Source organism: Gardnerella sp. DNF01195, from assembly GCF_049244175.1.
Lineage (GTDB): Bacteria > Actinomycetota > Actinomycetes > Actinomycetales > Bifidobacteriaceae > Bifidobacterium > Bifidobacterium leopoldii.
On the sequence record NZ_CP058383.1, the window covers coordinates 1393346 to 1409086 of the forward strand.

At 41.9% G+C, this 15741-nt stretch carries 14 protein-coding genes and 1 tRNA gene; 2 read left to right on the plus strand and 13 right to left on the minus strand.

Annotated features, from left to right (window positions below; all coding sequences use genetic code 11):
* Positions 1-5: 5 nt before the first annotated feature.
* The 5 genes from HXT43_RS05440 to HXT43_RS05460 form a co-directional block, all read right to left on the minus strand.
* Positions 6-587, minus strand: coding sequence for a F0F1 ATP synthase subunit delta (locus tag HXT43_RS05440; protein ID WP_415707235.1), 582 nt, complete (start codon positions 585-587; stop codon positions 6-8).
* Positions 588-685: 98 nt separating this feature from the next.
* Entirely contained in the window at positions 686-1228 is a 543-nt protein-coding gene (locus tag HXT43_RS05445; RefSeq protein ID WP_004105751.1) for a F0F1 ATP synthase subunit B, read from the minus strand.
* Positions 1229-1288: 60 nt separating this feature from the next.
* Positions 1289-1522, minus strand: coding sequence for an ATP synthase F0 subunit C (gene atpE, locus HXT43_RS05450; protein WP_421780960.1), 234 nt, complete (start codon positions 1520-1522; stop codon positions 1289-1291).
* A gap of 100 nt (positions 1523-1622) precedes the next feature.
* A complete protein-coding gene (gene atpB / locus HXT43_RS05455) occupies positions 1623-2477 on the minus strand; it encodes a F0F1 ATP synthase subunit A (protein ID WP_004105753.1) in 855 nt (284 codons plus the stop codon).
* Positions 2478-2676: 199 nt separating this feature from the next.
* Positions 2677-3708, minus strand: a complete 1032-nt coding sequence (locus HXT43_RS05460; RefSeq protein ID WP_032842366.1) for a homoserine O-succinyltransferase — start codon at positions 3706-3708, stop codon at positions 2677-2679.
* A 155-nt stretch (positions 3709-3863) separates the two neighbouring features.
* Between HXT43_RS05460 and HXT43_RS05465 the strand changes: the two genes are divergently transcribed.
* A tRNA-Met gene (locus HXT43_RS05465) sits at positions 3864-3937 on the plus strand.
* A gap of 99 nt (positions 3938-4036) precedes the next feature.
* Here HXT43_RS05465 and HXT43_RS05470 read toward each other — a convergent pair.
* From HXT43_RS05470 to HXT43_RS05480, 3 genes are read right to left on the minus strand one after another with little or no spacing between them, the layout of a single operon-like run.
* Complete coding sequence (locus HXT43_RS05470) at positions 4037-5062, minus strand: tetratricopeptide repeat protein (RefSeq protein WP_004574175.1); 1026 nt, start codon at positions 5060-5062, stop codon at positions 4037-4039.
* 41 nt (positions 5063-5103) lie between these two features.
* Entirely contained in the window at positions 5104-6168 is a 1065-nt protein-coding gene (locus HXT43_RS05475; protein ID WP_004574176.1) for a hypothetical protein, read from the minus strand.
* Positions 6161-7957, minus strand: a complete 1797-nt coding sequence (locus tag HXT43_RS05480) for a hypothetical protein (RefSeq protein ID WP_116971223.1) — start codon at positions 7955-7957, stop codon at positions 6161-6163. The genes HXT43_RS05475 and HXT43_RS05480 overlap by 8 nt, the downstream gene beginning before the upstream one ends.
* Positions 7958-8036: 79 nt before the next feature.
* On the opposite strand from HXT43_RS05480, the gene HXT43_RS05485 reads away from it, so the two are divergent.
* Positions 8037-9023: an FKBP-type peptidyl-prolyl cis-trans isomerase gene (locus tag HXT43_RS05485; protein WP_064340281.1), complete on the plus strand. Its 987-nt coding sequence runs from the start codon at positions 8037-8039 to the stop codon at positions 9021-9023.
* 97 nt (positions 9024-9120) lie between these two features.
* Here the strand turns inward: HXT43_RS05485 and nucS are convergent, their stop codons facing one another.
* The 5 genes from nucS to HXT43_RS05510 all read right to left on the minus strand — a co-directional run bounded on the left by nucS (position 9121) and on the right by HXT43_RS05510 (position 15722).
* Entirely contained in the window at positions 9121-9828 is a 708-nt protein-coding gene (gene nucS, locus HXT43_RS05490) for an endonuclease NucS (protein ID WP_004105764.1), read from the minus strand.
* 36 nt (positions 9829-9864) lie between these two features.
* Positions 9865-11298: an amino acid permease gene (locus HXT43_RS05495; RefSeq protein ID WP_100066591.1), complete on the minus strand. Its 1434-nt coding sequence runs from the start codon at positions 11296-11298 to the stop codon at positions 9865-9867.
* 225 nt (positions 11299-11523) lie between these two features.
* Positions 11524-14205: an ABC transporter permease gene (locus HXT43_RS05500; protein WP_241760345.1), complete on the minus strand. Its 2682-nt coding sequence runs from the start codon at positions 14203-14205 to the stop codon at positions 11524-11526.
* An 85-nt stretch (positions 14206-14290) separates the two neighbouring features.
* Complete coding sequence (locus HXT43_RS05505) at positions 14291-14992, minus strand: ABC transporter ATP-binding protein (RefSeq protein ID WP_004105770.1); 702 nt, start codon at positions 14990-14992, stop codon at positions 14291-14293.
* 109 nt (positions 14993-15101) lie between these two features.
* Positions 15102-15722, minus strand: a complete 621-nt coding sequence (locus HXT43_RS05510; RefSeq protein ID WP_004105772.1) for a DUF5701 family protein — start codon at positions 15720-15722, stop codon at positions 15102-15104.
* Between the last annotated feature and the right edge of the window lie 19 nt (positions 15723-15741).

Sequence of the window (15741 nt, forward strand, 5' to 3'; positions counted from 1 at the left end):
ATTTACTACTTCACTGCCTGTGTCCAAGCACCATTTCGCGCAGAACGCTGCAACTGCTTAAGCTGCATCAACATGGTGCGATCGGTTATTTGATCACCGATTTGTATACGCATGCCACCAAGCACGTTTGGATCCACAATTGGGTTAATGTATGCACGATGACCCAACTTATCGCTGTAGATTTCAATCAAACGCTTAATTTGCTTATCTGTAAGCGGCTGAGCAGTAGTGACTGTAACCAATGTTTCTCCAGCTTCACGCTCAAATCCTGACCAAGCGCCACCGAAGCTACCTGTTTTACCGCTTTCGGCACCTCCGTGCCAAGTTCCTACTAGATAACGCATAATGCGCAATACAACAGGGTGCGCCTTACCTCCAATAAGCTCGTCAATAAGGCGAGACTTATCTTCCGAAGACCTATTCGGATCAGTAATCGCATCAGAAAGCTCAGGATACTTATCAATCATGTCCATCATTGACGAAAGCTCGTCCGAAATGCGCTGCGCTTCATCGTGCGCATCTGAGATGGCCTGAGCAAGCGAAGAACGCGACAAACTATCGTTTACTCGCGCTGCCTTTTCTGGCATTCTTACCTCCTCGTTTCTGTAAAAACGAAGTAACGCAAATAATACAAAATGAAATAACCGTAATTTTATTTTGCGATTATTCAGTTTTGCACATTACTTTACTTGCTTTGATCCGAATTTTTAGTGTCTCCAACTTCATCGATCACATGATCAATAATCTTGGAACTGACGGTATCGTCATCCAATTTGGATGCAAGAATCTTGCCAGCTAAAGCTGCTGCAAGAACCGACACTTCTCCTTGGAGGCTGGACATGGCATGCTTATGCTGAGCCTCAATAGAATGCTGTGCTTCACTGATAATCTTCGCAGCATCCTTTTCAGCGCGTTGTCTAGCTTCGCCAATAATTTTTGAAGCTTCCGATCGAGCCTCTTCACGAGTATTTGCAGCATCAGTTTGAGCTTGAGAAAGTTCGTTTTCAATCTGGCTCTTTAACTCGTCTGCTTCACGCTGAACATTAGCAGCCTTAGCCATTCCACCTTCAATTTTTTCTGCACGCTCATCAAGAATTGCCTGGAATTTAGGCATAACGAACTTGTAGAAAAACACTGCAAGAACAACTAAAACAACCAGCGACCATATAACGTCGTAAGGCTCCGGCAAGAACAACGCCAGTTTATTAGTTTCGGCTGCATATGCCATGGCTTGTCCTTTCTATTCTTTCAACACTTGTATGCGTTGGAACGAGTTGTTTCGTTCGGTTCAGCTTCCCATAATGTAGGCAACGAATCCGAGCAAGCCCAGAACCTCAATGAATGCCAAGCCAATAAACATGAACAACTGAATACGGCTGCCGACTTCTGGCTGGCGTGCAGTGGATTCCATAGCCTTGGATACAACCATTGCCATTCCGATAGCAGGGGAAAGAGTAGCAACGGCAAAGCCGAGAATGCTAAGGTTGCCCGTCAATCCTGCGAGAGCGATGATACTATTCATTGGTTTCCTTTCTTTAGGAACAGTAACCAGTTATAAACCCTAAGATTATTAAACCTGTTTTATCTGTTTGCTTTAACTAGCTTTAATTAGTTTTACCTATTTATGCAATAGCAACAGCAGATTTTTCTTCTTTCTCGGGGTAACTTTCCGAAATATACACAGATGCAAGAACGGTAAAAATAAACGCCTGCAAGCCTGCGACTATTACTTCGAATACTGTAAACAGAATGCCACCAAGCAGCCATAATGCACCGCCTAAGGCAAGGAGTTTATTGCTGGAATCCACCACAAAGAAGTTGGTGAATACTAGACAAGTGGCCACCAGCAAATGGCCAGCAATCATATTCGCAAACAAACGGATTGTAAGCGAAAGTGGTCGCACAATCAACAATTCCAGAAGCTGCAATGGCGTAAGAATAAAGTAAATTGGCCATGGCACGCCTGCTGGGAACAAGGATTCGCGGAAGAACGTTAGGAATCCTTTTTCTCTAATTCCAGTTATTAAGTATTGGCATACAACCCAAAGAGCAAACACTAATGGCCCTGTAATAGTTGCTGTTGCAGCCATATTTAAGCCTGGAATAACTGAGCAAAGATTAAAGAAAAATATTGTTATAAAAAGAGTTGTTATCATTGGCACATAACGCTTGCCGCGCTCTTCGCCAATCATTTCGTACACAATGTTAAATCGCACAAAGTCCATTAGAATTTCTAGCACGCTTTGGAATCTTCCTGGAACCACTTTTGCGCGAGCTGCTCCAATGCCAAAAATAATCATAACGATTACGGCCATAATAATACGCACCATAACAATTCGGTTCATGGCAAATGGAGTGCCTTGGAACAAAATCTCTGGAGGCAAAAACTCACTAATATCAGGTAGCTCTGGTTTATTCGAAGCTACAGTAGAAGCTACAGTCGTGGTCTTCTGTAAAACATCAACCATCACATCCATAAGTGCCTCCTTATAGCAATCCGTTCACACGCCTCAATTCAGTGCCGCTCACTCACATACTCAATTCAATCATTCTCGCGGCATATATATCAACTAGATCATATGTTTCATATTTCGTAAGGCGCGGGGCACGAAACGAAAAATATATCTAATTGCTGATTGTACTCTTTGCTTGTACATAATTACGCAACTTCAAAATTTATTTGTTCATACCGTACTTAATGCCGTCAAATGGATAAAAATTATCGGAGCGCGGAGAAGCCGGCTCATGCCTTATAGAACGTTCAGTTCCAAGCCTTCCAGCAGCTCTTAAATGAGGAATATCAGAAAGATTGTAAGGCGTAGTTTCGTACACCCAATTAAGCCAGTTGCGCCAAAGCAAATTCGCGTGCGCACGCCAAGAAAATAGTGGCTCTAATTTTGGATCGTCATGAGGGAAATAGTTGTAAGGGAATGGCACGTTGCTCAAACCTTTTAACATGTCACGCTCATATTCCTGCGCAAGAGTCATTTTGCCATATTCCCAATGTCCTAGCGCAAAAACTTCAGAAAAATCACGCGTAGCAACTAATCCCGGACCAGATTCGGGACCATACGTAAGAATTTGTAAACGCTGATCTGCAGAAATGCTGTCAACATCAACACTCGCTATTCTAGAATGCGGTTGTAAAGCGATTTCATCAAAACCATTTGTAAGAAAACAGTACTCATCCTGCAAATATTGCGGGAACACGCCAAAAACTTTTTTGCTGAGAACATGCTTTTTTACGCCATATCGATAGTAAAGCGCACCCATTGCGCCCCAGCACAAATACATTGTTGAGAAAACGTGTGTTGATGCCCAGTCAAGAATTTGCGTAAATTCGTGCCAGTAGTCGACTTCTTCAAATTCCATATGCTCAACAGGAGCGCCCGTCACAACGAATCCGTCGTAATAGTTGTTACGAAGTGCGTCAAGATTTTCATAGAATTTTACTAAATGATCAGCGCTAACATGTGTCGATACATGCGTAGAAGTTTTCATAAAATCGACGTCAACTTGCAAAGGAGACTTAGAGATGAGTCTCAAAAGCTGAGTTTCTGTCTCGATTTTTTTGGGCATAAGATTCAAAATCAACAAACGAAGTGGTCGAACATCCTGCTGTTCTGCTTCTGGGCGTTCCAATGCAAAAATTCGCTCAGCATCTAATATGCTTCGCGCTGGCAATCCTTCAGGAATCTTAATAGGCATGTGTTTATTATACTCCACACTTGTTTATGTTTATTATGTCTATGTCACTCATGTACACGAATCGTAAAATTCTAACCAAATACAGCGAGACACGCCCGAAAGTTGACAAATCTAAATTTGCACCTATCGTAGATAGAGCTGCTAAAAGTAGCCGACGCGGGGTGGAGCAGCTCGGTAGCTCGCTGGGCTCATAACCCAGAGGTCCATGGTTCAAATCCATGCCCCGCTACTAAAGCCAAGAATCACACAAATTTCTCACGATTGTTGTGGTTCTTGGCTTTTTTGTTTAATACTACATAAGTCGCCCAAAAGCGTCATCGCGCAATAATCAATAAAGAAGAATTGCAAGACGGCGACGAGCGCGCGCAAGACGCTCATCATCTGCAGGAAGTATGGCAAAATACTCAAGCATACGAGAACGAATAGCATCCGCATCACTCTTATGACCAGATGCAAGGAAGTCAAGCAGTCGCCCAAAAGCGTCATCAATATGACCGTCAATCATATCTACATCTGCTACTGCAAGCTGCGAATCTAAATCATCCTTATTATCGCCAGCAGCCTTTCTAACCGCAGCAACATCAGTATTAGTATTACGCGAAAGCAACAAAGCTTTTGCATGTTCACGCGATGCAAGCACATCATGAGGATCTGCTTCCATTACTTTTGCATACTCGCGTGCAGCACCTTCATAATCACCCTTCATAGCAAGCGAATGAGCTTGCTCATGAGCAGGCGGAACATTCTCAACAGAGTTATTCCCGGAACTATCTTGATCTGAGTCTTTAGACATTTCAGACTTTTTCTCAACCGAGGATTCCACAAAAGGAGCAGTTCCAGCAACACCAGAGCGTTCAGCAACCTGAACCAATTGCGGCAAAATAGTGCCACAAATCTGCTGTAATTCCTCGTCGCTAGGTAAACCTTGCGCAATAGGCATAGGACGTCCGCCAATTAAACCGTAAATTGCAGGAAGCTGCTGCGCTTGCAATGCTTGAGCAATACTTGGGCTTTCATCAGAGTCGATACGAGCTAACTGCATACGACCGTCAAGCGCGTTAACAGCATCCGCTAATTTCTGTGCCACATCATAATAGGCCTCGTCATTAGCTTGCCAAAGCAAAATAACAATTGGGAAACTTACAGACGTTTGCACCATCGCCTGAAAAGACTGCTCATTAACATCGATTACATAGCCGCCAGCTTTTGGAGCAGAAGAACCAGTAGAGCCCGATGCAGCTTTAGCAGCTTGCTTAGCTTGAGCTTCTACGCGACGCTTTACGCCTTCTAAATCTACAGCCCCAGCAAGCGAAAATCCGCCAGGATTCATGCCTTGCGCTTTACTACTCACCATTTTTCCTCTTTTCCAAGCACACTAAATTGTACTTACAAAATTTATAAAGCTTCTACCTTAATAGGCTGACGCTCAGCACCAACAGGAATAATCTTCATATGAGAACTAGCTGGAGGAACTACTAGAGCAATAACATTTACGTAAGTTACTCGCATAGTACCTTTTGCTTTACCATCGCCAAATAATGCTTTTTCTTCATCAGAAGCAGGACGAGATTCACGCCCTTCACCAGCTTTACGAGTCCACACAGAATCTATGCGCGCAACAACCAAATCGCTTCCATCGCTTGAACGCATAATGCTTATTTGTTTGAGATTTGGTGTAAAGATTTGTTCTTGAGAGCCTTTATTTCGCTCCATTCCAGCTTGCACTGCTTTAGAAAGTTCAACTAACTTTTTACGCAAATAATCGTCAGCAAAATGCTTCGCGTACTTGCTGTTTTCACCATTTTGTAAAACGTCTGCATACGCAGCTACCGCTTCATCTGGAGTCATCACCAAACCAGTATCATTAGATTTACCCATTGAAGAACCAATACTTGGCACAGCAAATTTAGGAAGATGCACTCCAGGGAATAAGCGCGCAACAGCCCAAAGTTTATAATTCGAACGCGCTCTCTGTTGACGTAAAACCAGCAAACGTTTTGACTGTTGATCTTTAGTAGTAGTTGTAATAGTCATTAAATCTCTTGGCCAACCAGAATTAGTTGGCACAATAGTTTGCGCGGCTTCACGCGGAATAGTGGTCTTAGGATCCAAGTTTCCAGTTTTGTTTGCAATAGTGAGCTCGCTCGTACGAATATCGAGAGCAGGTCCAGAAACTGCTTGAGATAATGAATCCACATCTTTTTCGTCGTTTGCCTTTTCTAGAGTGCGAAGCAACCCCAAGCGGATATCTTTTTCTTGCAGCATAGTCACATTAGGCAACTCTTGATTACTACGCGCTTCAGCAGGTTTCGGCACCTGCCCATCGCAAGCAGATAATCCGGTTACCATAACCGTTGATACAACACATGCTATTAATGTGACTATGTTGTTGCGCAATACGCCTCTATTTTTACTGTTTACGCGGTGAATATCGACATTAGTATTACGCATTTTATTCATTTCCTCGCTCACTTGAAGAATTACCGCGGTAGCCTTTCCCATTTTTTCTGTAGCGACCGTTACTGCCGTCTCCTCTAAACCCATTTCGTTTTATGCGAGACTGCTTATCGTTGCTATTTTTAGACGAATTTTGACGTTTGTTTGATTCTGAGTTGCGATAGTTTTCGTGATCATTAAGCTTTTTCTTACTAGATTCATGTGAAATCTTGCTATTACTATCTGAAGGCTTGACCGTTTCTAAACGTTTCTTTGCAAACTTTTCAGAATTATTAGCATTGTTTCTATCGTTCTGACGGTTACGCCTCTTGTTATTCTGCTGTGCATACTTATTTTGCTGCTGATGCTTATCCTTATGATCGTTCAGACTATTGCCATCCGACGCGCTTGCGTAAGATTTTTTCTTATTTCGCGGAGTCTTAATATTCTGAGAATTCCGCTTATATTGCTTATTTTCTGAATTTGCTGATTCTGCTGAATTTCCAGAATATTTCGCATTTCCTATATCTTCCGCATTTGCTAAATCTTCCCCGTTTGCCGCAGCATCCTGATTGTGCAAATCATTAAATTCATCATCAACATTGCCTAAGTCATCTAAATAAGAATTATCGTCATGTTGCTGCATAAAGCGCGCGGCAAACGCAAGCATTTCATCTTGTGCAATAACAGTAGTTTCAGCCAAAGAATCAGTAGATGCAACCGCTGTAGAAGCAGACGCAATTCGAGTTTGCATACCATTTGAGTCGCCGCTTTGCATTGAATCTTTGCGACGACGCGCATGATCCCCATGCCTTGCGTGACTTCCAGAATCCTTCTTGTGTCGTTTGTGACCAAAAATACCAGACATGGTTCCAGAAATCGCCTCAGCAAAGGTGACTTCGTCACGCTGTGCAGACTTTACTGCCAACGCTCCTGAACGGCTAGCTATTAATTGCTTATTACGACGACGATGCGGAGCCATTGCAAAAATAGTTGCAGAAAGTATAGCTAATACTGCAAAAAGTGCTCCTACAAAATATAAAGGCGTTGCAAAATCTGGAATTTGATTACGACGCCACCGCAATTCTATGGAAGCTTCCGGTACATTATCCCCCAAATCAATTAGCAAAACACGTCTAGCAGCCTGCGAACGCAGTGCAGAAGAAGCAGTATCAGAGCTATTTGACTTACTAGAGCGAGTGCCTGATTTAGACATTGTGCCGTTTGCAACAGCATGATCGTATGACGCAGAACCAGAAGATTGAACATAATCTGCAGTATTTATTGCCAATTTAGCTAAACCAAGCTGGCATGTAACTATAGGCCATAAATTAGATTCTTGGAATTTTACGTCAGGATCCTTAATGTCCACAGAGTCACCCGCTTGCACAGAGGTTCTACCAGACACTTCAGAAACTGAAAGATTATTCCAATCACGCAAACCAGTAATTCTTTGTACTGGAGAACCTGCCACCCAGCCTCTTACGTCTTTCGTTAAACCTACAGCAACACAAATAGGCTTACGCGTATGCAAAGCAGCGACACTAATACGAACCCTGTTATCTACAAGATTCAAAACACCAGGATCAGTGACAATATAACGAGTTCCAGATACTTTAGCGTACGCAATAACCACATTACTAGGCTTCCAAAATGTTGAGTTGGCAACACCAAGAACAACACTTAATACTGCAAGCAAAGCAAAAAATGGAGCTACAACGCCGCGCATGATTTTACTGCGCAAAGTGAGCCGTCGCATTGGTCGTCGCATTGGTCGTCCTTCTGTATCAGAAGCATCTTCTATATTTGTCATAACGATACCATTCTACAGTCTTTTAATATTACTTGCATGTTTTGATGTAAAAATCAGCGTCAAGCGGTAATGTGAGGCTATGAAAAAAATCAAAACATTAGGACAAAAATCTCTTTTACTTCGCGCTTTCGCAACTATTAGCGCAGTAGCAATGTGCGTAGTGCTTGCTTCATGCGGAGAAAATTCTGACAATAACAATTTAACTGATGAAAACGCTCAAAAAGCTGGAATGCAGTTGCTGGAAGGCGTAAGCGCATCGGGAGAGCTGGGCAAAAAGCCTAAAATAACGCTAAAAACGCCTGTAAAAGTAAAGCAAAATACTTATGCCGTTTTGCAACGAGGCAACGGAGAAACAATTAAAGAAGGCGATCGCGTATGCTCTCAGGGCATTGTGTTCGACTCCAAAACCGGCAAAGAGCTTATGAATACTTGGAAAGAAGGCAAAGTTGATTGCTCAATTTCCATTAATAAAAACTCTACAAGCCGACCATATTACGCTTTAATTAAGGGCAAAAAAATTAATACGACTATTGCTTTGGGCGTAAGCGGAGGAGCCAAAAATCCTTCATATATTATGGTTCTTACAATGGTTTCGCGATCAAAATCTCTAACTAGAGCAACAGGCAAAGCTGTTACGAATATTCCCGCAAATTTGCCGAAGGTAACTCTTGATAAATCTGGAGCACCAACCTTAGATAAAAATAACTACGTTCCAGACGGAAAGCTTGTTTCTCAGACTTTGATTGAAGGAACCGGCAAAAAAGTAACTGCAAAAGACACAGTTTCCGCTCATTACACTGGTTGGACTGCCGATAAAGACGGCAAACTCCATCAGTTTGATTCTTCTTGGCTGCGTGGCATACCTGCAGACTTCCAACTTGCGGGAGGAGTAATCCCTGGTTGGACTAAAGGCTTAACTGGCAAGAAAGTCGGTTCCCAAGTTCTTTTGGTAATTCCACCAGAAGATGGCTACGGTAAAGAAGAAAAGAAGGATGCGCGCGGAAACGTAACTATTCCTGCAAATGCCACACTGTACTTTGTAGTCGATATTCTTTATGCTTCGTGAGATTTGTAATTTTGCAAACTGTTACAAAATTAACTAGCGATTCATAAATAATAAACCCCTCCTTCCCGAGGGGTTTTTACATATTTAGAACACATATTTAGAACAGACGAAGATCGTTGGACTCGACTCCACGCATTTCATCGTAATCCAATATTAAGCAAGTAAATCCACGATCCTCAGCCAAAACACGGGCTTGTGGACTAATAGTTTGCGCAGCAAAAATACCTCTAACCGGCTTAAGTAACGGATCTCTATTCAGCAACTCACAATAACGCGTAAGTTGCTCAACGCCGTCGATACCGCCATGCCGCTTAATCTCAATAGCGACATGTACACCATCCGCGTCCTGAGCCATAATATCCACTGGGCCGATAGCCGTAGGATATTCACGGCGCACCAACGTGGCACCATCGCCGATTCGTTCAATCTGCTCAGCCAAGTAACGTTGCAAATGATCCTCAACACCATCTTTAACTAAGCCAGGATCCTCACCCAAATCGTAAGTATTATCACTATAAACATGCTCAAGCGAAATCATAAGCAAATCATCGCTTTTAGCAGCAGCAACACGCAAAATACAGCCATCTACAACAATGCCAGCATCGGATTCGCCGCTATCTTCTTTACGTAAAACACGCATAGTACAAGGAGCTACCATCCAATTAAGAGGTTTATACGCACCAAGCTCAGAAAAAATAAGTACGCTGCCATCTGCTTTAATAAGCAACACTCGCTTAGCTAAAGGAAGCGTGGCATTTAACCTACCTGTATACTCTGCACTGCAATCTGCAACAATAATTCGCACACAGCAAGCATAACAGAAATCAAGTAAAGAAGTACCCTACTTCCCCAAAGCTTCAGCTAAATCGCGATTCTGCCAATGCTGATGTAAGGCGCAGTATCCGCCGAACAATACGAGCCACACTAGTCCACCAATTGCAGAAGCTCGTGTATCGTCACTAATAAACAAAGTCACATACACAAAAGCAAAGAACGCTATAGTAATAGAATTCAAAAGCTTATAATGCGGCATAACGAAACCGTCTGGCATAAAATCAGCAGATTCACGGTACTTACGATGCGTAACCATAATCAAAATATAAATCATGATTATCACTGCAGAAGAAGCCGAAGCAAACAAAATAAACGCACCATGAATGCCAGGGATCGAATTAATAATTGGCGAAAGAAGAATCAAAGCAGACGAGAACAAAATCGCGCGAGCAGGAACCTTCGTGCGTGAAACCTTACGCAACTTACCCAAAAGAGGCGAAGGTGACTCAAGCGCAATCTGATACATGTGGCGACCAGCAGAATACAGCAAAGAATTAAGCGCAGAAGAAGCAGCTGTAATAACCACAAAGAACACAAGCGCAGAAGCCCAATGCAATCCTGCGTATTGGAACACCATAATGAATGGTGACATAAATACGCCTTCCGCATTCGTAGCTTTAAACTGTTGCCACGGCACAATAAGCATAATCGCTATAAGAGCGCCAACATAGAAAACTAGTACGCGCACAATAATCTCGTTAATAGCCTTTGGTAAAACCTGACGAGGATTCTTAGTTTCCGAAACAGTCACACCAACAAACTCAATAAGCTGGTACGCATAAAACACCATTTGGAAGCTCATTAAGAAAGAAAGCCATCCGTTTGGCATAAGCGAAAAATTGTTGAAAATATTATCTAATCCAGCGTGACCAGCAGGACTTATTACGCCACCATGCAAAGGAGCTGCAGAGTAATGGTAACCAACTAAAGCCATAACTACGGCTGTAACAATAAGAGCAACAATTAGCGTGATTTTAATCATTGAGAACCAAAACTCAGTTTCCCCAAATAGCTTTACAGCTACCAAATTTATGCACACTAAAGCCGCTAAAAATACTACTTCTATAAGCCATTTCCAATGACTTACGTCAATATCGAAAGTTTGGAAGAATGTGACGCAATACGTACTAACTGCCGTAATTTCGCTCATACCAATAAGTACAAGCACAAACCAATACGACCATCCAGCAAAATTACCCCAACCTCTGCCAAGATAACGCGTAATAAAACTAATAAAAGTATGCTGGTTTGGATCCTTGTACATTAGCTCACCAATACCACGCATCAGCAGGAACATAATCAAGCCCACAATAATGTAAACGAATACAATACTCGGACCTGTTAAGCTAATTGATTTTCCAGAACCAAGGAACAAACCTGTTCCAATTGTGCCGCCAATAGCAATAAATTGCACATGACGCTTGGTAAGACTACGCTCCATTTGGTTTGTATTGCTACTTGCATTTTCTTGCGCAGATACGCTAGAAGATTGATTATGAGAAGATGTGCTATTGTGCGTCTCTGTAGATTCTGTTTGTTTAGAACCTACATTAATGTCACTATTCACAGTCTCACTCATTGTTACAACTCCGTTCCTTAATAGCCACGAATTTCTAATTTTATAGGAACCCTTAACTATTCATTACGCATTCTACAATTCGCGCAACTATTCCACACTTTTAAGTGAGCTTACTGGATCTATGCGATCCAAAGCTGGGTTGGTAGCCCATTGCACAATTAACGCAAAAATTAGTGTTGCAACGCCAGCAATGCAATAGCTTAAAGGAGCTACTTCAACTTCAAAATACAAAGACGGCATACGAAGCGCGCTAGTCAACAATCCTGCAATAAGCCTTCCTAATGGCAATCCAACTGCAATGCCGATAACAGTTAAAGTAAGCATTTCTTTATGCACATAGGAATGAACTTCTCTACGATAAAAACCAAGAACTTTCAGCGTAGCCATTTCGCGAGTACGTTCCGAAATATTAGTACTTGCAAGAGTAAAAAGCACAGCTAAAGCTAAGCCAGCAGCCAAAGTTACGATTAAAGCAACAACAGCATTCATAAGATCAAAACTAAAAGCATGCTTCATACGCGTAATATTCATAACAGCAAGCACACCGTCACGTTCAGAAACCTTGTCAGCATATTTAATTTTATTATTATCGCTACCGCGCAAACGCAAAATTAACGCATTATGTTTCAGAAGCTTACTGTTTTCACCATTAAATAAGCGTTCGTAGCAACGTTCAGTCATGTAAATATTAGAACCGATAAGATTACGAACAATAGCTTTAACTTTAACCTTCGCACGTTTAAAACTAGTATTCGTCACATTAATTTCGCTACCACGAGTAATGTCCAGAGATGCAGCAGCGCTTTGAGAAAGCAACGGACCTTCATCCGTAAGTTTAATAGTTTGCAAATTATTGTTCACATCCTGCAAATTTACAAGATGAGACAAAGCTTTTGTGTCTTTTACAACAATCAACTGCACGCTTTCCGCATCCTCAACATGACGACTATTCGACTTATTTGATTGGCTTTTAGCTATTTCTCCAGAGCCCACATAAGCCGGAAGTATAGTTTCTACTTTATTGTTTGACTTGTCTTGCTCAACGCTTTTCTTCATATTTTGGAAAGATCCTGGAGCCGAGATAGAAATCATATCGTATCGATAAATTCCCTCGTATTGGCGAATACCCAAGGTCGCAACAGTATCGTTCAAAGCAAGACCGCAAACAATAAGCGCTGTGCAACCAGCAACTCCACCAATAGTCATGCACAATCTGCCTTTAAATCGCGCCAAATTGCGAACGGTAACCTTATTTAAGAAACTCATTCGCTTCCAAATCCAAGGCAACCTTTCAAGAAGAACGCGAGAACCAGCTTTTGGAGCTTTTGGTCTTAACAAAGCTGCAGGAACTTGCTTTGTTTCTCGCCAACTAACAACGATTGTGCATATTGCAACAGGAATCACAAATGCTAGCACACACAAAGAGCCATATAGCCAGTCATACTTCAACCTAACGTCTGGCACAGCGTATAAACCACGCAAGATTTTTAGTAAAAGTGAAGGGATTGCAAGAAAACCCATAATATCGCCAATTCCGCCGCCAACAAAGCACGCAAATATCGCGAAGAAAGCATGTCTTGTTACTGCAGTAGAACGACCGTATCCCAAACTTAAGTATGTACCAATAAGCCCTCGCTCTTCTTCAACCATACGAGCCATAGCAGTTAAACTCATCATCATTGCTACAACAAGAAATACCGCTGGGAAAGCGTATCCAAGTGACTGTATTGAAGCAACGTCAGAACGCAAACTTGCATAACTATCGTTAGCTATGCGAGTAGATATATGCCATTGAGCTTGAGGAACACGTTTTTGAATCTCTGACTTAATTTGTTTACAAATTTGCTTTTTTGCTTGCTCTTTAACAAAATTTGGAGCGCGCTGAAGCCTAGGATCATTTGCAATAATATTTTTTAATTCTAAATTAACTTGTTTGTCGATAATTTGATTACGTCGAGCTTTTTCGCGTTTAGATTGCACGAGTTCCTGAATCTGTTCAGATGCATCGTCAACAATGCCACGATAATCTTTAGAAAAAACATTGACACGTTGAGCATCATTCAAACGCACCGACATTGCTGTATACGGCAAGCTAGTCACGTTATCAGGAGCAGCAGAAGTAAATATTGGGTATCTAGACGTCACAGAGTTACGAAATGCTTTAGATTGATAGCCATCAGGATTGTTTAAATCGTTGCTATCTAGCACGCTACCAGTTATGCGCAAACGATAAGTTTTAGACTTTGAATTAGAAGAACCAAGACTTCCAACGCCCGCATTTTGCTGCACGTTGACTACTATCACATTGCCAATGCTCAATCCACTATCGTGTAAAAATCGCTGAGTTACAACAGCTTCACTATTATTTTTAGGCATGTTGCCCTTAAGCAAATGCAAGCGATTAAGATTTTTTTGTGATTCTACATAATGCACGAAATTCATTGCGTATGAAGACTTTGCATCATCTGTTGCGTGCGCTGTTGCTTTCCAAGAACGCTCTGCTTCAACTTCACTCACACTTGGCAACGCGCGTAATGCTGCAACATCGTCTTTAGTTAAACCAAGAGTAGATACGATTTGCAAATCATAAGCATGCAATTTCGCATACATATCGTTAGTAGCGAGAAACATGTCGTTGCATCCTGCATAAATACCAGTCATAACAGCAACGCCAAGCATTGCAATAACCGCAAGAACGCAAAAGCGGCGCCATTCGCGAACCCACATTCTAATTGCGCTAATAAATACTATTGGCAGCAACGAATGCATGCGCTTAACTTCACCACCATTATTGGCATTTTTATTATCAGATTGCTTTGAAACTGCTGCTACTTTCCGCATAACAACCACCTAATCACCACTCAATATCGGCTATAGCCATAGGATGTTCTTGCACAGTTTCGTCTACAACTTTCCCAGAACGGAAACGAACAACTTTGTGAGCCATCGGAGCAATGGCAGCATTATGAGTAATAATCAGCACTGTCATGCCTTCAGTTCGGCAAATATCTTGCAATAATTGCAATACTGCCTTACCTGTTTCATAATCCAAAGCACCAGTAGGCTCGTCACATAGCAATAGTTTAGGTTTTTTAGCAAGAGCGCGCGCAATAGATACGCGTTGCTGCTCACCGCCAGAAAGTTGCGCTGGGAAATTATGAAGCCTTTCTTTCAAGCCAACATCAATAAGCGTTTGAGCAGGGTCAAAATGATCTGCACAAATTTGCGAAGCTAGCTCTACGTTTTCAAGAGCAGTTAAATTTGGAACTAAATTATAAAATTGAAAAACAAAACCAATGTCTTCTCTGCGGTAGCGAACCAAATTACGACCTTTTAGCTTAGTAACATCGCAATCGCCAACAACAACACGACCGCTTGTCGCAGTATCCATACCGCCCAAAATATTTAATGCTGTAGTTTTTCCAGCGCCAGATGCACCTAAGATTACTGTAAGCTCACCGCTTTGTGCAGTAAAACTGGCATCATCTAAAGCTCGCACAGCACCAGAACCTGATGGGTATTCTTTCACTACATGATCAAAAGTTATATATGCCACAATGCACCTTCACAATATGAGAAACTATAAAAATTCAACTTCTCTTTATTTGTATTATCTACCGTTATATTTCGTACTATTTTACTAAATGAGCGCAAAATTCGCTAACTTACTTCAGCGACGACACTCCACATCTTTCCATGCAATATGCATTACCAAGCCAAGTATGACGAGAATTTGGCCAAACAGCACCTAAACGCGGAGCACACTGACTCATCCATATACTTGGCACACGCCCATCTGCGCTTTGCGAACCAAGCAAATTAAATCCATTCTTGCTTTCAAGCCAATCTGGATGCTGTGTTGCAATAGCAAGCCCTTCCTCAAGAGTAAGAGGCAAACGTTCATCAGAATCAATAAGCTTACGAGCGACATCAGGCTCTCGATTCAAATACGATGAGCCAGTATGTGGATCGACGACTATATAGAACGGGCCTTTAGGAAACTCATACCCGTCTTTGGGAAGAAAACTTATGATATCTCGCGGAGGCATAGTGGTGAATCCAGCCATGCGATTAATACTCGTACGAGAAATCAACGATTCAGGCGAAACTAATTCACGCGTAGGAACCAATAAAATATTCGCACCTAAACTACTATTTTCAAGCGCACACAATATAGGATTTGCCAACTTACGAAAAGCATCGGCACTCATATCAGCCACATCTGGATACCCAAGTGCCACTATACGATCGAGTTGCTGCTGTATTTCTTCAGATGCTATTGACATAATTCCAGTTTACGCAAAA

Coding starts and splice junctions, on each gene's coding strand:
- HXT43_RS05440 (WP_415707235.1), bottom strand. CDS start 587: ATGCCAGAAAAGGCAGCGCGAGTAAACGATAGTTTGTCGCGTTCTTCG.
- HXT43_RS05445 (WP_004105751.1), bottom strand. CDS start 1,228: ATGGCATATGCAGCCGAAACTAATAAACTGGCGTTGTTCTTGCCGGAG.
- atpE (WP_421780960.1), bottom strand. CDS start 1,522: ATGAATAGTATCATCGCTCTCGCAGGATTGACGGGCAACCTTAGCATT.
- atpB (WP_004105753.1), bottom strand. CDS start 2,477: ATGGATGTGATGGTTGATGTTTTACAGAAGACCACGACTGTAGCTTCT.
- HXT43_RS05460 (WP_032842366.1), bottom strand. CDS start 3,708: ATGCCTATTAAGATTCCTGAAGGATTGCCAGCGCGAAGCATATTAGAT.
- HXT43_RS05470 (WP_004574175.1), bottom strand. CDS start 5,062: ATGGTGAGTAGTAAAGCGCAAGGCATGAATCCTGGCGGATTTTCGCTT.
- HXT43_RS05475 (WP_004574176.1), bottom strand. CDS start 6,168: ATGAATAAAATGCGTAATACTAATGTCGATATTCACCGCGTAAACAGT.
- HXT43_RS05480 (WP_116971223.1), bottom strand. CDS start 7,957: ATGACAAATATAGAAGATGCTTCTGATACAGAAGGACGACCAATGCGA.
- HXT43_RS05485 (WP_064340281.1), top strand. CDS start 8,037: ATGAAAAAAATCAAAACATTAGGACAAAAATCTCTTTTACTTCGCGCT.
- HXT43_RS05495 (WP_100066591.1), bottom strand. CDS start 11,298: ATGGAGCGTAGTCTTACCAAGCGTCATGTGCAATTTATTGCTATTGGC.
- HXT43_RS05500 (WP_241760345.1), bottom strand. CDS start 14,205: ATGCATTCGTTGCTGCCAATAGTATTTATTAGCGCAATTAGAATGTGG.
- HXT43_RS05510 (WP_004105772.1), bottom strand. CDS start 15,722: ATGTCAATAGCATCTGAAGAAATACAGCAGCAACTCGATCGTATAGTG.